Annotated in this window: 25 protein-coding genes; 10 read left to right on the top strand and 15 right to left on the bottom strand. The window is 48.9% G+C overall.

Translation table 11 applies throughout. From position 1 onward, the window contains the following. Positions 1-171 precede the first annotated feature (171 nt). Both CRO57_RS03320 and CRO57_RS03315 read left to right on the top strand, forming a co-directional pair. Entirely contained in the window at positions 172-747 is a 576-nt protein-coding gene (locus tag CRO57_RS03320) for a DUF1214 domain-containing protein (protein WP_097151968.1), read from the top strand. Continuing rightward, a complete protein-coding gene (locus tag CRO57_RS03315) occupies positions 744-1,304 on the top strand; it encodes a DUF1254 domain-containing protein (RefSeq protein ID WP_097151967.1) in 561 nt (186 codons plus the stop codon). The genes CRO57_RS03320 and CRO57_RS03315 overlap by 4 nt, the downstream gene beginning before the upstream one ends. 110 nt (positions 1,305-1,414) lie before the next feature. Here the strand turns inward: CRO57_RS03315 and CRO57_RS03310 are convergent, their stop codons facing one another. Further along, on the bottom strand, positions 1,415-2,383 hold the full coding sequence (locus tag CRO57_RS03310; protein ID WP_141401168.1) for a hypothetical protein: 969 nt from the start codon (positions 2,381-2,383) through the stop codon (positions 1,415-1,417). Between the two features lie 344 nt (positions 2,384-2,727). On the opposite strand from CRO57_RS03310, the gene CRO57_RS03305 reads away from it, so the two are divergent. Beyond that, positions 2,728-5,994 carry a hypothetical protein gene (locus CRO57_RS03305; RefSeq protein WP_097151965.1) on the top strand — a complete coding sequence of 1,089 codons (3,267 nt, stop codon included), beginning with the start codon at positions 2,728-2,730 and terminating at the stop codon, positions 5,992-5,994. 76 nt (positions 5,995-6,070) lie between these two features. On the opposite strand, the gene CRO57_RS03300 is transcribed toward CRO57_RS03305, so the two are convergent. The 3 genes from CRO57_RS03300 to CRO57_RS03290 form a co-directional block, all read right to left on the bottom strand. After that, positions 6,071-6,418, bottom strand: a complete 348-nt coding sequence (locus CRO57_RS03300; protein WP_244580000.1) for a DUF1491 family protein — start codon at positions 6,416-6,418, stop codon at positions 6,071-6,073. 11 nt (positions 6,419-6,429) lie between these two features. Next, on the bottom strand, positions 6,430-7,293 hold the full coding sequence (locus CRO57_RS03295; RefSeq protein WP_170955931.1) for a peptidoglycan-binding domain-containing protein: 864 nt from the start codon (positions 7,291-7,293) through the stop codon (positions 6,430-6,432). A 98-nt stretch (positions 7,294-7,391) separates the two neighbouring features. Continuing rightward, the gene (locus CRO57_RS03290; RefSeq protein ID WP_097151962.1) at positions 7,392-9,317 is read right to left on the bottom strand and encodes a sensor histidine kinase; all 1,926 of its coding nucleotides are present in this window, start codon (positions 9,315-9,317) and stop codon (positions 7,392-7,394) included. A gap of 606 nt (positions 9,318-9,923) precedes the next feature. On the opposite strand from CRO57_RS03290, the gene CRO57_RS03285 reads away from it, so the two are divergent. Both CRO57_RS03285 and CRO57_RS03280 read left to right on the top strand, forming a co-directional pair. Beyond that, a complete protein-coding gene (locus CRO57_RS03285; protein ID WP_097151961.1) occupies positions 9,924-10,298 on the top strand; it encodes a DUF5330 domain-containing protein in 375 nt (124 codons plus the stop codon). 363 nt (positions 10,299-10,661) lie between these two features. Next, positions 10,662-11,081, top strand: a complete 420-nt coding sequence (locus tag CRO57_RS03280) for a SufE family protein (RefSeq protein WP_097151960.1) — start codon at positions 10,662-10,664, stop codon at positions 11,079-11,081. 172 nt (positions 11,082-11,253) lie between these two features. Here CRO57_RS03280 and CRO57_RS03275 read toward each other — a convergent pair whose 3' ends face one another. The 8 genes from CRO57_RS03275 to CRO57_RS03240 form a co-directional block, all read right to left on the bottom strand. Beyond that, entirely contained in the window at positions 11,254-11,676 is a 423-nt protein-coding gene (locus CRO57_RS03275; protein ID WP_097151959.1) for a Ros/MucR family transcriptional regulator, read from the bottom strand. Positions 11,677-12,054: 378 nt separating this feature from the next. Beyond that, a complete protein-coding gene (gene mnhG, locus CRO57_RS03270; protein WP_097151958.1) occupies positions 12,055-12,396 on the bottom strand; it encodes a monovalent cation/H(+) antiporter subunit G in 342 nt (113 codons plus the stop codon). Then, positions 12,393-12,761: a cation:proton antiporter gene (locus CRO57_RS03265; RefSeq protein WP_097151957.1), complete on the bottom strand. Its 369-nt coding sequence runs from the start codon at positions 12,759-12,761 to the stop codon at positions 12,393-12,395. Before CRO57_RS03265 ends, mnhG begins: the two co-directional genes overlap by 4 nt. Continuing rightward, positions 12,758-13,234, bottom strand: a complete 477-nt coding sequence (locus tag CRO57_RS03260) for a Na+/H+ antiporter subunit E (protein ID WP_097151956.1) — start codon at positions 13,232-13,234, stop codon at positions 12,758-12,760. The genes CRO57_RS03265 and CRO57_RS03260 overlap by 4 nt, the downstream gene beginning before the upstream one ends. Continuing rightward, a complete protein-coding gene (locus tag CRO57_RS03255; protein WP_097151955.1) occupies positions 13,234-14,904 on the bottom strand; it encodes a Na+/H+ antiporter subunit D in 1,671 nt (556 codons plus the stop codon). The genes CRO57_RS03260 and CRO57_RS03255 overlap by 1 nt, the downstream gene beginning before the upstream one ends. Before the next feature lie 16 nt (positions 14,905-14,920). Then, positions 14,921-15,298 carry a Na+/H+ antiporter subunit C gene (locus CRO57_RS03250; protein WP_097151954.1) on the bottom strand — a complete coding sequence of 126 codons (378 nt, stop codon included), beginning with the start codon at positions 15,296-15,298 and terminating at the stop codon, positions 14,921-14,923. Between the two features lie 3 nt (positions 15,299-15,301). Continuing rightward, entirely contained in the window at positions 15,302-15,709 is a 408-nt protein-coding gene (locus CRO57_RS03245) for a Na(+)/H(+) antiporter subunit B (RefSeq protein WP_097151953.1), read from the bottom strand. Next, positions 15,706-18,081 carry a putative monovalent cation/H+ antiporter subunit A gene (locus CRO57_RS03240; RefSeq protein ID WP_097151952.1) on the bottom strand — a complete coding sequence of 792 codons (2,376 nt, stop codon included), beginning with the start codon at positions 18,079-18,081 and terminating at the stop codon, positions 15,706-15,708. The genes CRO57_RS03245 and CRO57_RS03240 overlap by 4 nt, the downstream gene beginning before the upstream one ends. 315 nt (positions 18,082-18,396) lie before the next feature. Between CRO57_RS03240 and msrB the strand changes: the two genes are divergently transcribed. The 3 genes from msrB (at position 18,397) to CRO57_RS03225 (ending at position 21,807) form a co-directional block, all read left to right on the top strand. Then, positions 18,397-18,798, top strand: coding sequence for a peptide-methionine (R)-S-oxide reductase MsrB (gene msrB / locus CRO57_RS03235; RefSeq protein WP_097151951.1), 402 nt, complete (start codon positions 18,397-18,399; stop codon positions 18,796-18,798). A 194-nt stretch (positions 18,799-18,992) separates the two neighbouring features. Then, positions 18,993-19,544: a DUF3592 domain-containing protein gene (locus tag CRO57_RS03230; RefSeq protein WP_097151950.1), complete on the top strand. Its 552-nt coding sequence runs from the start codon at positions 18,993-18,995 to the stop codon at positions 19,542-19,544. 145 nt (positions 19,545-19,689) lie between these two features. Further along, a complete protein-coding gene (locus CRO57_RS03225) occupies positions 19,690-21,807 on the top strand; it encodes a S9 family peptidase (RefSeq protein WP_097151949.1) in 2,118 nt (705 codons plus the stop codon). A 105-nt stretch (positions 21,808-21,912) separates the two neighbouring features. Here CRO57_RS03225 and CRO57_RS03220 read toward each other — a convergent pair whose 3' ends face one another. Beyond that, positions 21,913-23,001 (bottom strand): GNAT family N-acetyltransferase, encoded by a 1,089-nt coding sequence (locus tag CRO57_RS03220; RefSeq protein ID WP_097151948.1) that lies wholly within the window; start codon positions 22,999-23,001, stop codon positions 21,913-21,915. Between the two features lie 210 nt (positions 23,002-23,211). After that, the gene (locus CRO57_RS03215; RefSeq protein ID WP_097151947.1) at positions 23,212-23,883 is read right to left on the bottom strand and encodes a haloacid dehalogenase type II; all 672 of its coding nucleotides are present in this window, start codon (positions 23,881-23,883) and stop codon (positions 23,212-23,214) included. Between the two features lie 341 nt (positions 23,884-24,224). Here CRO57_RS03215 and CRO57_RS03210 point away from each other — a divergent pair, with 341 nt between their 5' ends. Both CRO57_RS03210 and CRO57_RS03200 read left to right on the top strand, forming a co-directional pair. Beyond that, positions 24,225-25,085, top strand: coding sequence for a branched-chain amino acid aminotransferase (locus tag CRO57_RS03210; protein WP_097151946.1), 861 nt, complete (start codon positions 24,225-24,227; stop codon positions 25,083-25,085). 270 nt (positions 25,086-25,355) lie between these two features. Beyond that, complete coding sequence (locus CRO57_RS03200) at positions 25,356-25,700, top strand: hypothetical protein (RefSeq protein ID WP_097151944.1); 345 nt, start codon at positions 25,356-25,358, stop codon at positions 25,698-25,700. A 113-nt stretch (positions 25,701-25,813) separates the two neighbouring features. Here CRO57_RS03200 and CRO57_RS03195 read toward each other — a convergent pair whose 3' ends face one another. Then, a complete protein-coding gene (locus tag CRO57_RS03195) occupies positions 25,814-26,413 on the bottom strand; it encodes a superoxide dismutase (protein WP_097151943.1) in 600 nt (199 codons plus the stop codon). Positions 26,414-26,523: the final 110 nt, after the last annotated feature.

Here is a 26,523-nt window from a genome sequence, read left to right as displayed (position 1 = left end):
GTATCGCTCTTTTTTCTGTCCCTTGCAGCGGAAAAATTGATCTGTTGCGACATGAATTGCAGCTTTGGCCTTGTGTTTGGCGGAATGCGAATTACAGGCTTGCAAACGGACGACCGTGGTCACTAACAAAAGAGCCTGGAGGCTCTTGGCAAGGCAACAGGATAACAAAGCGTGCGCTTGATCTGGGATATTTTGCTGTTTGTCGTTGTCGCTGCCGGGCTTGGACTTGGAAGTGCATATACGGCGATCAATCATGCAGACAAGCTCGGCCTATACCAGATTGGGCCCTGGATGGCCTGGCCGGAAGCAACTTCACCAAAGGCTGATCCTTATACGCGCGCGCAACAAGCCCGCCAAGGTGCCCTGCTTCTGGGAGCCGGTGAAGGATTGGCATTTGAGGCAATTCATGATGACGATGGCACTCCTCTTGATGGCGCTTGCCAATATCGTCTGAGCGGCAAACAATTGCCTGCAAGACTCTGGACGCTTTCTTTACTCAATGAGCAGGGCAAGGTCGTTGAAAACCCGTCTTCTCGCTATAGCTTCCATAGCCAATCCATCATGCGAAATGCAGGTGACGCCTTTGATATCGTCGTCGGTCCTCAGGTTCTTGGGGGTAATTGGCTTCAGAGCCCGCAAAACGGAACATTCCGACTGGTTCTACGTCTATATGAGACACCGCTGACATCTGGTGGTACTCTTAGCGATATCGCACTGCCATCCATTCGCTGGGAGAGTTGTCGATGATCAGAACACTTTATGTCGTTCTGGCGGCTCTCTTTGCTGCCATCATCATTCATATCATCACCATTCTGGCCGTTCCCTACATGGCTGTGAACGACGTGTGGCATCGGAATGTCCGCACTGCCAGCCTTGGGCAATTGCATATAATCAAAACAGCCAAGGATGTATTGGACGATTTCCCCGAGTTGGATCCGGCTTTCGCCTACGCCATGTGCCGGGTTGATGTGAGTAATGTTCCTGCTCAACTGACTGGATCTCTGGATAGCGGCTTCTGGTCCCTTGCCTATTTCGATGTCAAGAACCGCGTTCAATTCAGCCTGACAAATCAGATCTCAGGACGAGATGTTCAGGTTGTTCTGGCAAACAAGGTTCAACAACGACTGCTTTCCGAACGTCGGGATCTGGTCGATGACACCGCCGTCGTCATAACTGCCAAAGAAGATCAAGGACTATTGGTACTAAGAGCCTTTGTAGAGCAGGAAACCGAACGTAACGCCATTGCTCGCTCACTTTCAAAGCTTGATTGTTCCCCCCTTTGGGAAAGTCAGGTTGAACAATAGCCTCACTATTTCTTCTGAACAGAATACACTCGTTACACTTCGCAAGGCCTGCTGCTTGGAGTCATAACCTTTCCCGACACTGTAGAGCATATCAAAAGCTTTCAATCGCTCTATTTCACAAGATTGGGATTTTCCTTCGCCCATTGCTTCCGGCTCAGACGAGATCGTCTGATCGTCTGATCGGGCATCGTTGTTTGGGCTTCCAACGCACCATTCTGTTCTTGAACTTCACGATAGAGCGCTTTCAATGCAAAATTGGCGTCTTTGACTTTGTGGGATGGAGTTTCCACCTCCAGCCGTTTGATCGCATGGGCATAAGCTCGCATTCGGTTTTGCAAGGCGCGCCAAACCCAACCAATAAAGCGCCGATTCTCATCTACCCTTGCATAGGCCCCTTGCATTTCTCCCGGTCGCATATCCGCCAATCTACCCAGAGCCTGCATGCGGTGTTCGTCCATCTCGACCACTTTCCGCGCAGCGGGCAGAAAGGTGGCCAGAGCTTCACGATCTTTCTCGATATCATCGATCACGCGATCATAACGGGTGTGATGGGAGAGATAGTTTTTTGCGCGCAAGATATCGTAATACATGCGCGAATCGAATGCTTCGTCAATGGCTGGTGTGAGCCGCAAGCGTTGAGCTTCTGTAAAAACGTGCAAACCAAATGAAAAATTGTGCGGCAGGAAGTCTCGCAAGCCAGCCGAAGTCCAATCTGTTGCATGAGGCGGATAGATCAGTACCCACGCCTTGTTGCGCATCTCTGTTTCTTCATCAGTCGCATTGAAACTGGAAACCAATTCGCTGTTCATGCGCGCGCGCTGCCGACCGAGAGCCGATAGAACTCCCTCCCCTATTCCAGGTTTTTCCGGTCGTCCCAAATCACCTGTGCTGGACGTACATGCAGCAATCAAAGGCAAACAGAAAACGGTTAGACAGCTTATGATACGGACCCGCTTTGCCAGATCAGGAAAACTCGTTTGTTTTGGCACATCCATGCGCACGATCATCGGCCCCTTAATTTCCGAATTTTCCTGATGTTTCCCGCCCGCATGCAGGCAAACACCCGAATCGAAAGCCACATTCATTCATCAAGATGTAGGAGGAAACGCCAAACGGGTAAAGCTCCTTTGACCGGTATGGTGACTTTAGCCAAAGGATTGTCTGGAAAGAGGCAACGAAGCCATCATGGTTAATAGCATATTAAAGTTTGAGATTCAGGATAGGGTAAAAGATCAATCTCTTCTGGGGGGAAGACACTTTAGTACTGATCTTCTGTCGTCACCCTATTGGAAATTAAATCTTGTCGTTGGCCTCATATAACAGGCTGGAATTATTTTAAATTTGTGGCTCGGTATGCATGATCATTCCTTATGGTGGTTCTGCATCAAGCCAGAGTAGTTTTGTGTGCTTGAAGGGTAATTCGATGCGGTCTTTTACAGTGTCCTCATCTCAGGCTTTTGACGATTTGGCGAAAAATCGCATCGAAAAGAGAGGAAGCCGGACTTTGCTGGCCGCCACTCAAGCTTTTGTCACAATGCCTCTTCATGATCGTCGCTCCAGCAAGCAATATAACGAGCTGTTCAGGCATTTTTTCCCGAAGACCAATCTTGATGATCGACAGGCCATTGCCCGCCTGATCGCAACCAACACTGATGTTCCAGAAGAAGTTCTGCTACTCCTTTGCTGTGACGAGGAGAGTGTAGCTTGTCAAATCTTGCAGAACTCTCCTTTATTGGATGAAGAGACGTTGATCACCCAGATTTTGCAAGGAACAACGCTTAAAAGACAAGCCATTGCAAATCGGCAAGACATTAATTTCAATCTTGCATCTCAGCTGATTTCCTTTTCTGAAACCAGTGTTCTAATGGATCTGGAGCAGCATATCGACAGGCTACCTGAAATAGCAGCGCGTCTCCATGATATACTTGGAGCCGAATCAGAGATGGCTGAGCTTCAACAGGGGTCCACCGCGATGGAGCCAAATGATCCAGACTATGACAAACTGGTCTCCGATATGGAACGGGATTGGTATGAGCATTATCATCCTGAAGAATTGGTAGCAGCCGAGGAACGGATGTTAAGCGCAACCGACGATGCGTTGGCTGACGCGATTGAAAAACCCCACGGCATTTCAGCTTGCGCTTCCGAAAAGGCATCATCTGCTACAACTTCCACCCAAGATGATCGTGATCCTGAAGCTGAATTCGAAGAGGAAGCATCTCCCAAACGTTTCTCCTTCTCCATTTTCGCCGAGGATGAAGGGAATGCACCCATTCCCCCTTTGGAGACAAATGACCAAGATGTCCGGTCGGCCAGCATTCAATTCAAAAAAGCTTTGGAACAAGAAGAACAAGCAGAGTTGTCTGCTCATGAGTTCAAACCGAACACTCTTTCCGAGCAAGATAACAATCAGGGCACGCCTGCCACTTCTCTCGAAGAAACCACCTCTCCGGTATCACATGAAGAAGAACATCAGCAGCCTCGTAGCCGGATAACTTTTGAAATCCGTGCCAGCAAGGCAGATGAAGAAGCGATTATGCCTTCATCCAACACCGAAATCCTGCCAGCACGCACATCTCTTCAAACGCAAGATCGGAGTGAAAACCCACAGCTCGGCCCCGCTCCTGCACCTTTTGTTCCACGTGCTATTCCACAAACTGCATCTGATGATGACTGGCAGCAGGCACTTGCGCATCTATCCAAGCCTGCTGATGAGAAGGCTAAAGCCCAAACCCGCTTTGGTGTTCGAAGCCCAGCAGATCGTGGTACATCGGCCAAACGGGAGCGAACAGCATTGCCCCAAGTTGCCCCACAAGCAGATACACATTCAAAACCCGCAATGCCTGCGGAAGCAACCGTATCTTTCACCCGCATGCAGTCAGCCCCTATCACCTTAAAAGCCCCTTCTCAACCCATCGTTGAAACGGGAAAGGGAAAAGAGCCCGTCGCATCGCTAGATGTCAAACAGCAGGAGCGAGATGCCCGCATCAAGCTTCCAGCTGGGCCATCTCAATCGGGAAATGTAGACAGCAAGTTCGATATGCCTGTAACTCCTACCTCTCAACAGGTATCTGCTGGAACACAGCAAACTTTCGCGGATAGGGCATCCCTTCCGGAGGTGGTGTTAAAACATACTATATTTGACGCCTCCCAAATCAGGGAATGTGTACTGGTAGAAAATCCCGAACCAAATGCTGAAACTGTCGAATCTTTTGCTAACAAAGCAGCTTTGGCCAAACCGGAACTGCTCACGGCCCACTTAGAGAACAAGGTTCCACAAGGCGTCCAGTTGCCGGCTCAAGATACATTGGATGCTTTTGCTCAAAAGGCTGATCTTGGCAGACCCGATGTGTCTGCTCTTCTCAGCGATTTAAGCATGATTGAGCCACCACAACTAAAAACAGGTATTCCAGAAGCCTTATGTGCTACCACAATGCAGACAGATGCAGTCGCACAAACCCCGCGTGACAGAGCAGCTGATCTGTCCAAGCTTGGTTTCATGCCTAGCATGATTGATCTGGAAGAGCTGGATTTGGTAGAGGCAATCCCAGATATGCCATCTGCCAGCGAAGCAATGATGGATCAGATCGAACGCGCAACACCCGCAATCGAGTTGGTTGAACCAATCGAGCTCTATTTTGCAGATGATGAAACCGCAGATGCGAAGAGTACATCTTCGCCGATGATGGTGGTAGCTGCCCAAATTGAGGCGGAGCGAGAAAAGACCACACTGGCATTGGATGATGAACGCGTACTAAGCGATGTTTCTGTTATCTCAGAGGAAGTCGATGCTACGACCAATCCTGTTTTGCAAGTTCAGGCGGAAGCACAAGCTCAACAGGAAGAAACCTTCCAGCAAGAAGCAGCAAAGGTTCATATTTCCATTCGCCGCAAACAAGTCGACGAACTGCTGAATGAAGCAGGTGATCTAACGGATTTGCCTGAACTCTCTCACCATCAAATCGTTGAAGCAGAAGACTTGGTAGCTCTGAAAACCGAAGAGCAAGCAATTGATGTGCGTACGGATAGTGTGGCGTCGTCACGCACCATCTCAGTCTCTTTGAGACCCGCAGCTCGCCAAACCGGATCTATGGACCAGTTTCTTGCATTTGACGAAGAAACACGCCTTGCCATATTGCAATCTCTCATCAGCGCCACAGTTCCCATGGATCGCGCTGAACGTTTTCAGCGTTGGCCACAGGGGCGTCCGCAATTGGCTGAGAAACAATCCTCCGCTCTGCTGATGGCACGTTTTGCGTCCGATAATGACAGTGTCGCACAGGTTATGCACGAGATCTCTGGCCATCCCAAATCCGACATGGCCAAGCTGTTGCAAGATGCCGGTGGAGAAGCCCTCATCGCCTATTTGGCATCTATTGGCCTTGATGAAAGCCGCGCCCTTTCCATGGTTCTTCATGCACCTGACTCCTTGTCACATTCCTATGACAAAGTCTCCAAACTGATGACTTTGTTTGATCAGATGCATCCAGCTGCCTGCATTACCATTGTCGAGCAGCTTTTGGGAGCCCTGTCAGGCAAGGACAGCACGCAAGCCGAGCACATAGCCCTTCATGATGATGGGTATGGTGCCTATGCTCCAAGACTGAGAACTGATAGGGGGCTTTCTGAAACGACGACCGAAAGAGAACCAACCATTACATTTGGGCGTCGGAATAGCGGAAAAAATTAGGACTGTTGAAATGAAAACAAAGGGCCCGACAATCTATTTGCCAGGCCCTTTGTTTTTTGAATGATTATCGGTCAGATCAGTCTTTGGCGATCTGCAAATCATGGCTGGCATCCACACATTCCGTTTCGACAAGCCATAGATCACTATCAAACTTCATTTCAGCTTCAATCTTGTCCATGACCTGAAAAACATCTACCTGCTGCATGACAGGACTAAAAAGCCTTTCTCCATCCCTTATATGCGTATCGCTATAAGCGATTTGCGAGGCGGGCCCGTATAGATCATAGCTTCCGTCCAACCGGTCCAGGCGTATAAAGATAGTACCAGCTTCCAATGCCCCACGTTTCATGAGAACAGTTGGCTTGCCCTGGTCATTGCGATAGCGAATATAGGCTGAAACCCAAAATTCTGACGTTGTGCGCATCAGAACTATACCTATCCCAAATCCAGATAGCCCATCATGATCATGTCTTTCAGAAGACGATCATTGACGCGACCTGTTTCTGGATGCCCACGAGAGCGCTGGAAGGAACGAATTGCTGCTGCCGTTTTCTGCCCCATCCGGCCATCAACAGTCAGTTGCGCATAGCCCCATTTGGTCAAAGCGTTCTGAACCTTTGCCAAGGTCGGATCTGGAGCAGCTGGAATGCCTTCCGGTGGAACCGGTTTATTGGCAACAACAGGCTTGACGGTCTGACGAGAGGCAATCGTTGGTTTACGTTTCGGCAAAATTGCCAACTTGACCGCCTCGCTGGGCGTGCCAGCATAAGAGCCTTTTTGAGCCAGCTTTGCAGCATATTGAACAATGGTCTGGTTTCCAGCCAATACATCATGTAGTCCAGCGGTGATTGCACCTGTTGCAGGAAGCCCCATTGCCTCTTGATATGCACTAACAGCTTCTCTTGTGAGAGCACTTTCCCGTCCATCCAGTGGCCCCATATAATAGCCACTTTGGGTAAGGTAGGTCTGAACCGCCAAAATGGTGCTGGTACGGTTGTTGGCAAAAGCCCGGTTCTGCGCAACTAGCTGATCATTGCCCTCTGGTTGGGAAACAAACTGTCCCTTCTGATTGGCGCGCGGTGTTGGCACCGGCTGCGCATGGCCAGACAATCGCGCTTGCTTTTCTGCCTTACGCGCTTCCGCCATCATGGCGAGTTCAGCAGATTTGGGCTGAAAAAACAGAGCATTGGAAATGATAGCTGCGCCAGTCAATGCCATGACCATGATGCCGACCAATGCCAATGGGCTATCCTGCCCACCTTCATCCCAGTCTTTATACTCGTCATACATTTCTGACATGAGCGTCATAGCCTCTTGGTTCTGTGGAATGGTTCTCTATTCCGATATCTTGGTCTTATTGTGATGGAGCCTGCTGCTCCAAGAACCTTTGTAGCTGTTCAAGCTACATAGCTTTTACATTTGCCATCTTTGTGCCGGGTGATCGCTACACGCGGCTGGCGTGTTTGCGGGGTCACCTCCCCTTGAGCAATGGCTTTCAATGCCACTACAGACTCTTCGACTTCTTTGGCTGGCAGCTGTTTCTCCATATCGATTGGCAAGCGAATGATCATGGATGTGCCTGCCCCCAACTCACTCTCAATGGTCAGAGAGCCGCCTTGCAGTTCTGCCAACCCCTTCACGATGGACAAACCAATACCTGCTCCCTCGTAACGACGTTGATGAGAGCTGTCTGCCTGTACGAACGGGGTAGCAAGACGCGGGATATCATCCGCATCAATCCCGATACCTTTATCATTGACAATCAGACGAATATGATCAGACAGAATATTGCTGTCCTCATCTCGGTCCCATCCGATAGAAACTGCAACTTGACCTTGCTCATCACTGAATTTGATAGCGTTGGACATAAGGTTCAGCAATATCTGGCGACAGGCTCGTGGATCCATATTCACATCGGGAACCTTGTCATCGATATTTGCGTACAGCGCCACAGATTTTTTCTCGGCGTCGGTTTGCATCATCTTACAGCAATCTTCGACCAGTTCCTTCATATCGAACTGATGCGGATGCACTTCAAAGTTGCCAGATTCAATGCGAGACATATCGAGCAAGGCATTGACCAGTGAAAGAAGATGATTGCCACCTTTGTTGATCAATTCCGCATATTCATGCTGGCGTTCTTGCTGATCCTGCACAACAAGCGGATTGAGCAAAAGCTCGGAAAAACCTATGATGGTGTTGAGAGGTGTACGCAGCTCATGTGTCACATTTGCAAGGAACCGGGTTTTGGACAGATTGGCAGCTTCAGCCTCATTTCGTGCTTCAATCAGTTCTTCCTGGCGCTCCTTGCGGACACTGATATCTCGGGTGGCGGCTACCACTCCTACAATCTCACCAGATGCATCGCGTTCCGGTGCGCATTTCATTTCGGTCCAGATCAACGCTTTATCCGAGAGCATTTCCTGAGAATCCGAGATATCGGACATGGAGCGCATCATGCGAAGTTCGACCGTTACGGGCTCGTGATCGTCATCACTCTTATATAACACTTCGGAAATGGCCTGAAGATATGCAGGGCGATCGGGAATGTGAATTCGCTGGAAAAGGCCGTTCCCTTCCAACTTGTCGGATCCCAAACGCAACAATGCCAATGCACCACAAGATGCAAATGTCACATCACCATTACTGTTATGGCGCGTGATCATATCAGTCACTGTATCGGCGATCTTGCGATACCTCATTTCCCCTTGGCGAGCTGAGCGTAAGCGTCCACGTTGGAGCGCATCAATACGCAATATCAGTGTGGCTGCATAAAGCAGTGCCGCCATACCGGACAGATAGGTAAGGGTTGATGCAAAACTATCAGAGGCCTGCCAGTGAGAAATCTGCCCTGACATGCTTGTCACGGCAACAGACAGGAATGCCAGTGCAGCTATTGCAAAGGTCTTGCCTTGCGAAGACCGGTAACCAGCCAAGGCACTTTCCATTGGAATCACGATCAGCCAGATCAGGTGGTAGGATTTCAAACCACCTGTAAGAATGGCCATCCAACAGACGAACGAAGCGGCCAACAAGGCGCTGAAGATCAATGCATGAGACAGGTTTCCTTGCCGCGACAGCAACGCAACAGGCAGGAAGGGTGCCAGGAACCAAACAGGAGCAACGGCTTCAACAATGTGGGTTGCAGGTGCCAACAGCAAAAAAACCGGCAATGCTGCCAAGGCCAAGCCCCCGATCAACAAATGTACGGTCATAAAGATACGGTGATTGTCCGCAATTTCCCCTTGCTCGCGCATGGCAGGATGTACCAAACCATCAACTACCGAGCGGAAGGGCGCAATATAGGAAGCACCTTTTAACACTGTTGAACCTCACCTGATTTACGTCCACATTGGAACGTAACTCTCTACGCAATACTGACACAGGTCTCTCATCGCCAACGAGGTATGAGAGGGGATCCTTGTTCAATTCAATTTGCCATGCAGTGTTTTAAGGAACGCTAAAAACTACTCCCTACATTCGGCTTTTTTGCCTAAGCCAAACATTTTTTCACTCAAAAGGGCTGAAAAGCCGGGTTATGGTTAACAGGGAATGTAGAAATTCCATTCCCAATCTGAAAAACATTGTTTTTTCCTTGCCTTAGAGATCGTGTGAGCCTGTGAGCAGGCAAACAGAAGCTGATCCCTTTTTCTTTCACCCTTCTTGGCTCTCTGAGTGACTTCCCGCAGAAACGCCGGATTTCTGCGAGTTTCGAGGTATGGTTAATCAAAGTTTTTTTTAAGCTCCAGATTTGACGCTAATTTGACTCTTTCTCTCAATCTCGCCGTGAGAGGTTGTGATTACAGTGTTTGATAACAACAACGAGCGTCGCAAGAATCACTTCATCAAGAAGGATCACATCAAAATGCGAAGCCGCAATACAGGACGAGTTGACCTACACAAGGTCGGTCAGTGGGAGAAAGGGCGTTATGTTCGGATTTCTAATCAGGGCTGCTTTTTGGCTATCGCTGGTAATCATGATTTTGCCACGCGAACCGGGAACCACCCGTGAGGAAGCAGGGCTTTCGACAATGGAGGCCATAACGGTTGCTCAGGCAACCTTGAATGATTTTACCGGCTTCTGCTCGCGCCAGCCAGATGTCTGTGCAGCAGGAGAAGTCGCATTGGAAACATTTTCCGCCAAAGCCAAGTATGGAGCCAAACAATTGTATGTCTATCTGGACGGACAGGAGAACCAGACAGATCGCGATGAAAATAGCGGTTTGAGGCAAGCTCCGGCTCTCTCAGAGGGACAGGGACTTGATAGACAAGAGCTGACCATGTTGGCACAAGGCAGTGAATAGATCAGTCAGCGTGAGCGACAAGAATTGAACAATTAGAGAAGAAAGAAGAACAAAGTTTTCAACCTAATTCGGGCGTCCAGGTATTTTGCCAGGCCCCGTTTCCCCAGACCGGAGTGAGCGGATCTTGTTTGTCCATCCATAGACAACCACCTCATCACCTATGATCCTTCATTCTGGTCGTACTCGTCCCACTCTCGGGCCTTCCCCGGCGCTGAAGCGACTTTGCCCAGTCACTTCAGCGTTTTTTTTCGTGGTTGGCGCCGATTTCCATGTTTGTCGGTTGCAGCCTGTTTTGTGCTTCTTTAGGGTGCAGCCAGCTAGGAAACCCGGTTCTAACCAGATGATTGCAGGAAGAAGACCATCATGACCCTGACCATTGACGAGATCATAGAGAATTTCTCTTTTATTGATGATTGGGAAGAGCGTTATCGTTATGTGATCGAGCTGGGCCGTGATTTGGAAGAATTGAGCGATGCAGAAAAATCTGACGTCAATAAAGTCCAGGGCTGCGTTTCTCAAGTTTGGCTGGTATCCGAACATCGGGCAGATAAAGGTTCCCCTATTCTGACTTTCCGTGGTGACAGTGATGCCCATATTGTGAAGGGGCTGGTTGCCATTACCTTATCCATTTTCTCTGGACGCTCAGCAATAGATATCCAATCTCTGGACGCAGAAAAGGTATTTGCGCAGATCGGGTTACGAGATCATTTGACCCCTCAGCGCTCCAACGGCCTCACCGCTATGCTGGAGAGAATTAAATCAGACGCTCGTAAAGCGATGTAGGTCCAATTCCAGCGAAGGGGAATAACAGCCAACTTTTGTTTCACTCTCTGGTCATAGATGATCAAGCCCTCAAATAGTGTAGATCACGCTACATTATCTATTTTGATCATCCATAAAAAAAGCGCCGAACAATCCGGTCCGGCGCTTTCTTATTTTCTGTATCGTGAAGTGACTAACTGCGAGCCTTGCGACGACGCTGCTGACCAAGGCCCATTTTCTTGGCCAGGTTGGAGCGCGCTTCGGCATAGCTGGGAGCAACCATGGGGTAATCCGCAGGCAAACCCCATTTTTCACGATATTCCTCAGGGGACAGATCGTAATGGGTGCGCAGATGACGCTTCAAAGATTTGAACTTCTTGCCATCTTCCAGACAGATAATGTAATCGGGAGTAATAGATTTCTTGATTGAAACAGCAGGCTTTGGCGCTTCTACGACTTCTTCTGCTTCTGGCTTGCTGGTTTCTTCAAGTGCCTTATAGATATCACCGATCAGGCCGGACACATCATTCACAGGGACAGCATTGTTGCTCACGTAAGCAGAAACGATATCGGCAGTCAATTCAATAAGAACATTGTTATTCGCATTTTCGGTCATAATTGGTTCTTCTTCCTGATCCTTATGGAAACGGCATCTTCCATATGTCGGCGGGGGTTCCGGGGGAGAGTGCTTTAATTTGATTTGGAAGACGCTAATCTTGTACCCTTCCTAATAGGGTTCCCTCTATACTTCAAGTAAATTAATAAGAACCCTGTGATTTTCCAAAAATTTCCTTAAACGCCAAAATTTTGAAACAAATACATATACAACCTGCTGATTGTCCTTTGACAACAACTGATATCGACAATTTTCCTTTAGTTATCGAACACCAACTTAGCGTTTCATCCAACTATTCCCGCACATCAAAACAGTTTCCATAAAAAAACCCGGCTATTGCCAGGTTTTTATTATTTGAACCATATCTGTAAAATTTACCTAGTCTTTTTGTGCGGAACAATGATCCTTGTATTCATCAATCACCGTTCCTGACCATGGCTTGGTTCCGGTAACATAGGCAGCCCGAGCCAGAAGATGGGCAGCGACCGGGGTCGTCAACAAGAAAAAGACGATGCCTGCCAACGCCCTGGAAACGACACTGAATTCTGAAGAATAGAGTGCCAATGCCAACAGCATCAAACCTGATCCAAGCGTTCCAGCCTTGGAGGCAGCATGCATCCGGGTATAGAGATCAGGGAAACGAACCATACCGATTGCTGCCAGTAAGGCGAAGAGCGCCCCCACAATCAAGATACAGCCAACAATTATTTCGATCATCATGATGATTGTCCTCCAGCTTCTTGCAAGGCCTCATCTGCCTTGGCACGAGCTTCAGCAGCATCTTCTTCATCTGCAAATTCGGAATCATCCCCATGGCTGAGTACAAATCGGGCGAAAGCAACTGTTGCCAGAAACCCGATCAGACCAAGAGCAATGGCGATGTCGATATAGAGATAAAACCCGGTTTTCACACCAATAACAGCAATGAAACCCAATCCCACAGCAACCAACATATCAAGCGCCATGATTCTGTCTGCAAGGCTGGGACCAATGATGATACGCCAGGCAATCAAGAGAAAAGAGACGGTCAGGATAACCAACGAGAGCAAGATCGCCACTTCCAGAAAACTCGTAGGATAGCTCATCGCAGGGCCTCCATGATTTTACGCTCGAAGCCTTGTTCGATATCAACACGCATGGCTTCAATATCTTCGATATCGATTGCATGAATGAACAGGCGCTTTTTATCGTCCGATACATCCACTGAAAGGGTTCCCGGTGTCAGTGTGATGAGGTTCGCCAGCAAGGTGATCTCGGCATCACGATCCGTTTTCAACTCATAGATGAAAAAGCCGGGGCGGATGTTCAATTTTGGCTGCATCGCGATTTTGGCCACTCTTACCGCGGAAAGGACCAACTCATACAGGAAGAGCCAAATGAGGGAGATCACTTTATAGACCCGTGATAGATAGGACAGCGTGCCAACTTGTTCGCGGATCAGGAATAGAGCGATCATGCCCAATACGAAGCCAAACAGAAGGTTCAACTCGGAGAATGAGCCGCTGATTGCACCCCATACCAGTGCCAGCAATATATTTATAAGAAACAGGGAACTCATTAGTGGCTGCCCTCCTCTTTTTTGTCGACTTCGTTTTTGCTCTCCGCCTCTTTATTCATGATCTTGTGTTGTTCCTGCTTTTGCTTGATCACTTCACCGAAGACGGCTTGCGTATAGGCTTGAGGACGAAGCAAGGAATAAGACCCGGCTTGGGCCATACCAAAGAACGGGGTGGGCATCACACCCATGATGACGACGAAGACCGTCAGAACTGAAATCGGAATGAAAGCGCGTGCTCGAACCGTGCCGACAAGATTGTTTAGCGGCGCTGCATCACGGCCATCTTCGGTTCCAATTGGACCACCTCTCCAGAATGCGTGAGCCCATACACGACCCATGGCAATTGAGGTCAACAGGCCAGATATCAATATCGCGAAAGTCAGCCAATGATGACCTTCGCTGAGAGCTGCTTCAACCAGCACGAATTTCGGCCAGAAGCCGGAGAATGGCGGCAAGCCTGACACTGCGAACACCAGCACAAGGAACAGGATCGAGAGCAAGCTGGATGCTTTGTAGCCTCCCCCCAGTTCAGCAAGGCTATATTTGCCACCAGACATACGGATAAGCACACCGAGGGAAAGATAGAGTGCGGTCATCACCAGAATGGAATGCACTGCATAAAGAATGGATCCCATGATCGCAGTGCCGGTTCCGATTGCAACACCCGCCAACATCGAGCCGATACCAGCAATAACGAGGTACCCGAGAATACGGCGCACATCATTTTGTGCCAGAGCACCCAATGTTCCAACCAGCATGGTCAGAGCTGCGACAATGGCCATGATTTCGCTAAGCTGTTCACGGCTTTCCGGCAAAATCATTACCAATGTACGGATCAGCGCATAGACGCCAACTTTGGTCAGAAGACCGGCAAAGACGGCAGAGACCACGATCCGTGGGGTGTGATAGGACGCTGGAAGCCAGAAGTTGACCGGGAATGCTGCCGCCTTCATGGCAAAGGCCAAGAAGTAAAGCGCTCCGATGGTACCCATTGGAGCACCCGGTGGTAGCAGTGTCGTCTTGAGAGCAATATCTGCCATATTCAAGGTGCCGGTGACACCATACAATAGGCCGGTAGCAACCAGGAACAAAGTCGTCGCCATCAGATTGAGAATGGCATATTTCAATGCACCGTCAATCTGAGCTCTCTCACCACCAAGAATGATCAGGCCGAAGGATGAAATCAGCATCACTTCGAACCAGACATACAGGTTGAAGATATCACCGGTGAGAAACGAGCCGCTCACACCAGTCATCAGAAGCATCAGGAATGGGTAAAACCCCAAGCGACGGCCAGTATAATTGATATCCAGTGAGGAGTAGATGCAAACGGCCAAGGCCACGATGCCGGAGACCGCAGCGAGCAAGGCACCCATGGCGTCAACGGTGAAGGAAATGCCAAAGGGTGGCATCCAACGTCCCATGGTCATGGATTGCGGTCCCTGCTCCAGCACATTTTGCAAGAGCAGAAGTTCACACGTCACCACCATGGCCATGGCAATTGTTGCCAGATAGGCATGGATATTGGGTTTTGAGCGCAGCATCACCATGATTGCGCCAGCAAGAATTGTAATGATGATCGGGGAGATGATCAGCCAGTCCGACGGGGAGCTTGGCGCTATGATCATCGCCTGGGACAGATCAACAGAATGGGATGGGCTTCCAGCCATAATATTCTATGTCCTCTTAGTAGCTTACCGGTGGAAAGGCTTCATTCTCGGGCTCGGCAACACGCATTTTAACAGTGTCATCTGTGCCGAGCTCCTGATAGGTGCGGAAGGCCAGCACCAGCAGGAATGCAAGGAATGAGAAGGAAATCACGATTGCTGTCAGGATCAGAGCCTGTGGCAATGGATTGGCAGTCACCACTTCCGGCACCATAGAACCTTCAGGAATGATCGGTGGTGTTTCACGGGTCAAACGTCCTGATGTGAAGATCAGCAAGTTCACCCCGTTCCCCAGAACGGCCACACCGATCAGGATCCGGATGATATAGCGTGACATCATCAGATAGACGGAAACACCAAAATAAACACCAACAAGCAAAGCTAGCAAGGTTTCCATGTTCTACTCCTCCAGCGTCAGGGCAATGGAGGATAATGCCCCCAAGACTACGAAATACACCCCGATGTCAAAGAACATGGGCGTCGAGAGAGCCAGCTCAACACCAAAGATTTTCGGGAAAGCCCAAAGACCTGTCAGGAATGGCATTTGAAACAGGATTGACAGAAGACCTGACAACCCTGCCAACAAAAGTCCGAAAGCCGCCAGAGACAAAGGACGGAAGTAGAGTGTGCGCCGAACTGAATGGACGCCAGCGGCAATACCGTGGATCGCAAAAGCGGAGGCTGCAATCAGACCGCCAATGAAGCCGCCACCTGGTTCATTGTGACCACGTAAGGTCACAAAGACAGAGAACAGCACCATCAAAGCGGCCAGGAAGGGAGCAATGGTTCGGAAAATCAGGGTTTTCATTTGTCTGCCCCCTCGCTTTTCAACATATCATCAATGGGATCGATATTTTTTCTATATGCCTTGCGGGTGCCACGGATAAGCGCAGCAACCGACAGGCCGGTTATCATGACAACAGCAATCTCACCCAGCGTATCCAATCCGCGGAAATCGACGATGATCACATTGACGATGTTGCGGCCATGGGCAATGAGACGACTATTCTCCGTGAAGAAGTTGGACAGGCTTGGATCGAAAGTTGTTTGAGTTACGGCGATCAGCAGCAATGCAATGCCACCGCCAATGGAAACCGCAACAATCGAGTCCAGCACGAATTGATAAATTGGCCTTGGATCACGCTCCTTCAATGACAAGCGGGTCATGACCAATGCAATGATCACCACGGACAAGGTCTCAACCATGAACTGGGTAAAACTCAAGTCCGGAGCACCAAACATCATGAAAATCAATGCAACTGCAAATCCTTGGATGCCCAAAGAAACAATTGCAGTAAGTCGTGTCTTGGCAATAAGGATCGCAATCAATCCTATGACGGCCAGGCCCAGAACACCCCATTCATAAAAATGGAGGCGAGGAATGTCCGGTATGGCGGGCAATTCGTTGAACATCAACAATGGCAGAACCAATGCAGCTGCGGATATCAGGAAAGTAAAGGTCAGATAACCTTCCATGCTGCCATTCTGCAAGATACGAGTCACACCTGTTGCACCACGAACCAAACCGGCAATAACATAGTCAAACGCTTTGTCCGGTCCACTTCCAAGAAACTCAATCACGTATCCTTTGGCATTTCGGATGCGATCTGCATTGCGATAGAAGAGAATACCCAAAACTATTGTAACGGCTGACAAAGCCAGCGCTGCATTGAAGTGAAGGCCAAAACCAATTTTCACATGGGCCTGAACACCAGCAACAGACGACGCCATCGGAGCCAAGAGACTATGCGCGGTAAAGCCACCAAAGATCATCGAAATCAAACCAAGGCTTGAGAGTACGATCGGCCCGGCAACAAGAAGAGCTGGCCCCTCATGTGCTTTCCTGGGTGTCTTTTTTTCGTGACCGAAGAATGGACGAATAGCTACGATGAAACCTGCAGCAAACATCATTGCATTTCCTATCACAGCTACTGCAGTGATTGCGATGAAATGCGGACTTGTGCCGAAAATACCAGCATAGACTTCTTCCTTGGCCACAAACCCGATCATCGGCCATAGGCCGCCCATGGACAGTGCCGCCAATATAGCTGTGATGAAAGAAATCGGCATCAACTTGCGCAGTCCACCGAGTTTGGTCAAATCACGTGTCCCCGCTTCATGATCAACAGTGCCGACAATCATGAAGAGACCGCCCTTGAAGAGTGCATGGGCAAACAGATACATGACCGCACCTGTGATGGCTGTCTCATTTGAAGTACCAACCAACATGACCAGCAATCCCAAAGACGCCACGGTCGTAAACGCCAAAACCAGCTTCAAATCCCGCTGACGCAAGGCCATCCAGGTCCCGATCAGCAAGGTCAGTCCACCTGCCGTTGGCAGGATGATGGACCACAAAACCGTGTCGCCCAGGATTGGGTTAACCCGCATGAGCAGATAAACACCAGCCTTTACCATCGTGGCGGAATGGAGATAGGCAGAAACAGGTGTCGGGGCCTCCATGGCATTGGGCAGCCAGAAGTGAAACGGGAATTGTGCGGACTTGGTGAAGGCTCCCCCAAGCACCAGCAATAATATTGCGCTATAAATAGGGCTGTCTTTTAGAATATCGCGATTGCCCAATAGCTCGCTCATTTCCCATGTGCCACCGGTATGGGCCATCAGAATAAAGCCGGCAAGCAGCGCCAATCCACCACCACCGGTCACAACCAAGGCTTGAATTGCAGCGCGTCGCGAGGCTTCCAGCTTATGATTGAACCCAATCAGCAGGAAAGAGGTGATGGAGGTAAGTTCCCAATAGATAAAGAGCGTAATCAGATTGTCGGCCAGAACAACGCCTAGCATGGACCCCATGAAAAGAAAGAGGAACGAGAAGAAGCGCCCCTGATCGGCGTGACCTTTCAAATATCCCCCGGCGTAGAGAATGATGAAGGTACCGATGCCTGAGATCAGCAAGGCGAATAGTAAACTCAGACCATCAATGAAGATGGAAAACTTGAGATTATAGATTGGAACCCAATCCTGGGCCAGAACCACCGGTGTGCCGTTGGAGACCGGAAGTATATAGTTCCACAAATGCAAAAAAATGGCCGCTGGTACCAAAGCCAGAAGCCATGCAGCATTGTGACCGAGCCATTTTTTGGCCAACGGAGCAATAGCCGCTGCCGCAAAAGGCGCAACCAACGCCCAAAATGTGTAGTCACTGAAATCAAGCGCCATCCGCCAATCCTCATTCAGCTTGTTTTCGTGAGTGAATTTGTCCCGCGCATAATTGTTGTTGCGCCTTGATTACCGTCCACCCTTAATCAGTTCATATGGTATGGATCCGGGCTTTATAAATACCTAATGAATCGGATCATTCGAATTTGACTAAAATTATAGGGAAAAACTTACTCTGTTGTTTGAGTTATGCTTACCAAATTCTTGCAAGGGCCGATTTACAGCTAGCGCAAACGTGATGTCAGATGAATTTAAATCGCAGGCGGGCTTCCTATATTGAGCATAGACTGTCGCTTCAACAGAAAGGAGCTCGTAATGGCGAAAATAACAATGAGCGACGCAGAATGGCATGCCAAATTGTCTCCTGAGCAATATCACATTACCCGAGAATCCGGGACCGAGCGAGCAGGCAGCTCTCCTCTCAATCACGAGAAACGCGATGGCATCTATCATTGCGTCGGATGTGGTAAGTCTCTTTACAGTTCAAGTACCAAATATGAATCTGGCAGTGGTTGGCCAAGTTTCTTCCAACCCATTCGCGACGATGCAGTCACTGAACACGAGGATCGCAAATTCTTCATGAAACGGGTGGAAATTCGCTGTGCCGATTGCGCTTCTCATCTTGGTCATGTGTTCAATGATGGCCCTGCCCCGACTGGACTACGATATTGCATGAACGGGCTGGCCCTGGATTTCGAACCTGAAAACAAAAGCTAAGTCGTCGTCCGGGTTAATCAATCCTGTGTTTGAGAGTTCAAGCCAAGCGGCAAAGGGTCGCTTGGCTTTTTTGCGCTTTGGAGTTGCTTTTCGTCCCATTCACCCTATGGTCCGAACTGCTTGCAACAGAATGAACTGGCTCGACCAGTTTAGAGCCGGGTCCAGCCGCTTTTTGGCCAATCAAGGGTAATTAAATGTCCCATTCCAACCTTGACAGTTCTCCTGCGAATATTCCTCCAGCGAAAGAAACCCATCACAAAAGACAGGAGAATCCATTCTTGCGATATCTCTATCTATTGATTGCGCTTGGTGGATTAACCTATGCCGGACTTGGCTTTGTCTCTTTATCGGAAGCAACTCAGAATGAGCGCTGGCCAACTGTGGAAGGCCAAATAGTCACCAATGAAGTTCAGGAGTATGAACGAAAAAGAAGTGATGGGTCCACATTCAAAACCTATAAGGCCGTGGCTGGATATCGCTATGAAATCAATGGTAAATTCTATCTTGGCGCCAACTTGTCCCTACATCCGGCAGAGCGAACACTTAAAGGTGTTGCCCTGACAGAACTGGAACCCTATCAAATTGGAACCAAGATAAAGGTTTATTACAACCCGAACGATCCCGATCAGGCCGTGCTACGTTCTTCCGACACCGTTGGAGCCTATCAGGCCATTTCCGCTGGCTTGTGTATCGGGCTGGTTTGTCTGGCGTTGTTCTTCATCAGCTTCCGCCGCCCTCAGAAATAACCGGCATCTATCATTACATACTACGCGTCTGGCCGAGTTTCCTCAGTCGGGCTTTTTTACCTGTGCTCTTGAGAAGGCTTGCTTAACCTCCTAGATGCTAGAAAGAGCTATCTAGTGACCCTTCGCTTGTTTCAGGACAATATCAATGAGTGCAAAAGCATCCCAAGCCGCTTATCCGTCCCTTGCGCCCAAGGCTGACAACCGACCTGTTATCAGGACTTTTCACGATATCAAGTTGAGCGATAACTATGCATGGTTGAGGGCAGATAACTGGCAAGAGGTCATGCAAAAAGGCAAGGATGTTCTGCCTGCCGATATCCGTGATTATCTGGAAGCGGAAAATGCCTATACTTCCAAAGAATTGGCCCATACCGAAAAGCTTCAGGCCGACTTGTTTGAAGAAATGAAGGCCCGTATCAAAGAAGATGATTCCTCCGTCCCCTCCCCTGACGGGGCCTTTGCCTATCAAAGCCGTTATATCAAGGGCGGACAGTATCCACTTCTGGTGCGTACTCCGCGCGATGGTGGTGAGGAAGAGATCTTGTTGGATGGTAACAAGGAATCTGAAGGTCAAGCTTTCTTCCGCCTGGCTGGTATGAGCCACAGCCCCGATCATTCCATGTTGGCCTGGGCAGTCGATGTCAAGGGAAGCGAGTATTACGAAATCCACATTCGCGACCTAACCAGTGGCAAAGATCACCATGAAAGCCTTGTTGAAACCACCGGCAGCGCGGTTTGGAGCGCGGACAGCAGCCATCTTTATTACACTTGGCTGGATGACAATCATCGCCCATGCAAGGTGTTCCGGCACAAATTGGGTCAAGATCAAAAAGACGATGAACTAATCCATGAAGAAACAGATCCAGGTTTCTTTGTCGGTCTTGGCAAAAGCCAGTCTGGCAATCACATTATCATTGATTGCCACGATCATGAAACCAGCGAGTGCTATCTGATTGATGCTCGAGATGATCAGGCCAAGCCCAAACTGATCTCTGCTCGTGAGAGTGGAATAGAATATAGCGTCGATGAAGGCCTTGGCCTTCTCTATATTCTGACCAATGCAGATGGCGCCGAGGATTTCAAACTGGTAACGGCGCCTGTCATGGCGCCAGGTCGTAAGAACTGGGTCGACCTGGTTCCACATCAAGCAGGTACTTTGCTTCTGTCTCACGGGATATATCGCGATTATTTGACCTGGATGGAGCGCGCGGAAGGATTGCCACGGATTCAGATCAAAAATCTGACCTCCGGTGCTGTCCATTCTATCGCTTTTGACGAAGAAGCCTATGCACTAGGACTATCAGGTTCGTTGGAATTTGACACCAGCGTGATCCGCTTCAGCTATTCATCCATGACCACACCGTCACGGATCTATGACTATGACATGTCCAGCCGCTCCCGTACTCTGCGCAAGGAGCAAGAAGTACCAAGCGGGCATGTGATCGAGGATTATGTCACTCGCCGCCTACATGCAACCAGTCATGACGGTGAGCAGGTACCAATCACCCTGCTCTACCGCAAGGACACTCCTCTAGATGGTAGTGCTCCCTGTTTGCTTTATGGATATGGATCTTATGGTATTTCCATTCCTGCCAGTTTCTCTACCAATGCATTGTCGCTGGTCGATCGTGGGTTCGTTTATGCCATCGCCCATATTCGCGGCGGTAAGGAAAAAGGCTTTGCCTGGTACAAGAATGGCAAGAAAGGCCTGAAACCCAATACTTTCAAAGACTTCATCGCTGCAGGCAATTATCTTGTCGAGAACAACTTTACCAGCCGTGGCAATATCGTGGCCGAAGGCGGTTCTGCTGGTGGCATGTTGATGGGTGCCGTCGCCAATATGGATCCGGGCCTCTTCTGCGGTATTCTGGCTCTGGTTCCATTCGTTGACGTGCTCAACACCATGCTGGATGAAAGTCTTCCCCTCACTCCACCGGAATGGCCGGAATGGGGTAACCCTATTGCATCAAAAGAAGACTATCAATCAATTGAGGCCTATTCTCCATATGATCGGGTCAGTGTGCAGCATTATCCTGCCATCCTTGCGGTCGGCGGTCTGACCGATCCACGTGTCACCTATTGGGAACCGGCAAAATGGGTCGCCAAATTGCGTGAGAAAAAATTGGATCAGAATTTACTTTTGCTCAAAATCAATATGGATAGTGGTCATGCAGGAGCTTCAGGACGCTTTGATCGACTGAAGGAAACAGCACTGGAATGGGCATTTGCCCTGAAAGTTACAGGCAAACTGGACAAAGCCTAGAATATTTCGGAACACAATCATTGAATAAGAAAAGGCTCCAACTTGGCCTTTTCTTATTCAGTTTCTTGATCATACGTCATCACAGCAATCTGATCTTTCATGCATTCAACCTGCAACTTTATAATTTGCAAGGGTTTTTGCTGCTTTCTTCAAGAGACCACCATTCTCGTATGCCAGATGCGCTAACTGACCAAGGAAGCCGCCAGAAACGGCAACATGTTTCAATGGGCGCGGTGTTGCATTGAATTTTGCCTTATAGGCTTCGTCACCAATGGTGAAGTCAGCCCGGGAATCTCCCTGCTGGATACGTTCTCTTAGCACATGCTCTATCATCAACATGCCAGGAGAACTTTTGGAGAAGCGCTGCCCATCAAAACCGCCTAGCAGGAAATGGTAGCAATTGTCATGGACCAAACCGAACTCTACTGCCGTGATGTCATTCCCTGCATAAAGCAGTGCCGTTTGACACTCTCCGGTTTTGGCACCCTCGACTGCTACATTGGCGTAGAAGGTTCGATAAATCTGCTGTTTCAAGAGATCATCATCGAATCTCTGTGAGCGCATTTCCGAAAGAAGCTCGATCGCCTGTCGAATTTCGTCAGCATCTGAGAGAATCTCGAAGCGAACCTCTCCATGTTGTTCCAGTTTGCGACGTTTGCGACGCAATTCTTTACGAAAACTGGAAGACAATGCTTGCTGCTGCCATTCTTCAAATGGCCCCCAAATTTCCGTATCATAAGTACAGGTATCCATCTCGCCAACCTTAGGCTGGTCGAATGCGGTCATCAGGAATGAGCATTCCTCTGGCATTTTTCGAAAAAAGATCAATTGATAAGGTTTGAGAACGGATCCAATTTTGGATTGAAGCCCCTGATCTTCAAAAAACGCTCTCCGTACACCTGGTGCAGCCACGACAGCGTTATAATCACAAATTCCAAAATCTGCAGGTTCGATAACGGCCAAACCATTGTAGCGGCGACGCACCATCGGAAGAACCAGCTTCAACTCATCGGATTTCTTGCATCGAGCTGAGATGATAAGAGGATCGGCTCCTAATTGATCAACCAGATCAGCATAGATGTGCGTCAACCATATTGGGCTCTGAAAGGCTGTTGCCTTACTCTCCGCAAACAGATGCTCATATTCCGCAGAGTGGAAATCAAAACTCTCATGCACTGCAATATTATAAACCACCGATCCGCCCTATTTCTGCTTCACCCACATCTTGTTGAGACAATCATTAGCAGAGCTATCTTAAAAATAGATTGTTTCACTCTGTATCTGATTGTTTCAGAAGGGCAATATATGAGGGAAAATAGCTATATTCATGCTTTTCTGCGAGTTAGAGTTAACCCAACCTTTAAAATTCTATAGATCAATCTCGTTTGCGAATAAATTTCACTCCTATAACAGCAACAAACCCTCTAAATCCTTCAACTGAGCTGCTGGGGAAAGATCTCCATACTCGTCAGGCTGCCCGGTACGGTTAATCCAGACAGTGCGAAAACCATAGGCCGTTGCCCCGGCAATGTCCCAGCGATTGGAAGATTGAAACGAGACCGCTTCCGGGAACGCGCGAAAGACAGTTCCAACCAGTTCATACACCGCTTCTGCAGTCTTGTAAGTCCGTAATTCATCAACGGAGAGAACATGATCGAGAAGATCGGTCAGTCCATTTCCCTCGACTGCCGCTTTCAGCATATCAGGAGATCCATTGGACAGGATGGCCAACTCATTGCCTTGGGCTTTTAGCCGTTCCAGAACCGAGCGCACCTCCGGATAAGCTTCCAACGCAAAGTAAGCATCCAGCAGATCCGTGCGCTTGCTCATATCTGCATCTGGTACTTTGGCAAAGGCATAATCCAGTGCTTCTTCTGTCAGAGTCCAAAAATCTCTATACTTGCCCATCAAGCTGCGCACCCAGCTATATTCCAATTGCTTGTTGCGCCAAATTTCAGACAAAAGCGCGGCATTGGGCCCGAGAGATTGCTCATGCTTTCGCACGGCAGCATGGACATCAAACAGAGTGCCATATGCATCAAACACATAAACCGAACATGCTGATAATTGGGACATTGGCCTCTCCTGCTTTCCATTGGGCAAATCATTTTCTTCTCACTCTGCCCAATATTGAAGCCCATTAAAAGATAGCAGTTTGAAAATAGTCTCTTGCTCCTCTTTGTCTCTACACAATACTATCGAGCAGAATGCACCCCACCATGTTCCAAATCGACCTATTTCGGAATTAAATTCACAGAACTGGTCATATTTGGAACTATTCAATCCTAATTGCGTACAGTATCAAGGAAAATCTTGACCTTGATCTCGTTAGGCGTTTCGATTACCCATCTCATTCTGGATGGCTACCCGCATGCCTGCTCAAACTAACTATATCTACAAGACCCTCGGAGACTATAATGGCCGACTTTTCAAAGACCTGGACTTGGTATAATGGTGACTGGCACGAGGGAAACCCTCCTCTCATGGGACCTCGCTCACACGCATTCTGGCTTGGATCCAGCGTATTTGATGGAGCCCGGGTTTTTGAAGGGGTGATGCCGGATCTGGACCTGCATTGCGCCAGAACCAATAATTCTGCTCGGGCTTTAGGTATGAATCCCACGATGGAAGTGGGACAGATGATGGAACTCACCAACGAAGGTGCCAGCAAGTTCAACAAGGATCATGCCATCTATGTTCGTCCTACTTATTGGGGCGTAGGCGAAGGTGCCGGTGTTATCTCTGTTAATCCTGATGAGATCGATTTCTGTCTGACTATGTTTGAAGCACCAATGCCAACAGCTCCTGGCATCCGCATCACTTCAACAGCATTTCGCCGTCCAACATTGGAATGTATGCCCGTCAACGCAAAGGCTGGTTGCCTTTATCCCAATAATTCGCGTTGCTTGAACGAGGCCATCGCCAAGGGTTTTGACAATGCACTTGTATGCGACATGTTGGGCAATGTGGCGGAGCTGGCCACAGCCAACATCTTCATGGTCAAGAATGGAATTGTCAAAACACCTGTTCCAAATGGCACTTTCCTTAATGGCATCACCCGTCAACGGGTTATCAAGCTTCTGCGTGACGCTGGGTTACAAGTGGAAGAGCAGACCTTGAGCCTTGATGATTTCCGTACTGCAGATGAGGTTTTTGCCACAGGTAACTATAGCAAGGTGACCTCCGTTCTTGCTTATGATACCAGCGAATATGGAACTGGACCTATCGCACAAAAGGCCAAAGAGCTCTACTGGAGCTTTGCCCACGACCAATTGTGATCATCCTAATTTTATTAGGAAAATTACAGCAAACATTCCTGGGTCATGGTATGCCAGCGGTCATTTTGATGGGCTTTGATCAAAATATACGATATTTTGCACATCTCGCACTTTTCCGCTGGCATTGCCCCTCTTTTGACATTTTGATGGGTAAACTGATTCCCAACGCTGACCGGGTAGATTTGTCCTCGCAATTCAATCCCCTATCCGGTCGGATTGTTCTTGCTTCTCTCAATGGGAGCATCCGCTGACTGTCAGGAGACCATGCCAATGGTAAGACAAAGAGTGTCTGTGACACTGCTTGCGACAGCTTTCACGCTGCCGCTTTTGCTCGTGGCGCCCTCCCCTGTAAATGCCGGTAGCAATAAACGCCCAAAGCCTCGCCCGGAACGTTGTCTGGATCTTGCCAAGAAGATCGGACCGTCCAAAGTCTGGTGGGGACGTCATGTCGGGAAGCGGGATTTGGAACCTATGTTCAATTGGGGTCCCAAACAGGAATATATCAATCAGATTGGTTGTTTCAAAACCCGCAAATCCTGCGAAAACTGGCTTTACTGGATGCGTACCGATTTTCCCCATTCCACATATTACAAGCCTTGCCGCAGAGGCCTGTAAGCTTAGGCAACACTCAGCGGTAGTGACTTGATATCATTTAGTTTTCGCCTCATAAAAAATCCCCGCTCGATCCAGGATCCAGCGGGAATTTTTATATCAACTATGGTACTGAATTAGGAAGCAGCTTCCAGCATCTCAGCAACATATTCCCAGTTAACCAAGTTATCGAACCAGCTTTCCAGATACTTAGGGCGCGCATTGCGGTAATCGATGTAGTAGGAATGTTCCCAAACATCACAGCCGAGAAGCGGTGTGCCGCCATGAACCAGTGGGTTCTCGCCATTAGGGGTCTTGGTGACTTCCAGCTTGCCGTCCTTCAGGGATAACCAGCACCAACCAGAGCCGAACTGGGTCAGACCAGCATTGATGAAATCAGCCCGGAACTTGTCCATGCCGCCCAGATCCTGATCAATCTTGGCAGCCAGAGCACCGGGAACCTTGCTCTCATTGGCAACCGGCTTCATCCATTTCCAGAAATGGATGTGGTTGTAATGCTGTGCCGCATTATTGAACAGGCCGGCATTGGTACCAAAGCTTTCCTTGACGATCTCTTCCAGGCTCTTGCCTTCCAGACCAGACTCTTTCAGCAGATTATTGCCATTGGTTACATAAGCCATATGATGCTTGTCATGGTGGAATTCCAGAGTCTCAGCGGACATGAAATCACCAAGTGCGTCATAGGCATAAGGCAGTTCAGGAAGTTCAAAAGACATGGACTATCTCCTTTGGGAGGGATGGAGGTATGGCAGGATTGAGTGGCCAGAAATTGGTTGGATACACCTGCTGACTTGATTTATGTCAATTTAGGCACTGCATTGCGGAA

The organism is Cohaesibacter gelatinilyticus (assembly GCF_900215605.1).
Taxonomy (GTDB): Bacteria; Pseudomonadota; Alphaproteobacteria; order Rhizobiales; family Cohaesibacteraceae; genus Cohaesibacter; species Cohaesibacter gelatinilyticus.
This window is presented reverse-complemented; position numbering and strand designations above follow the sequence as displayed.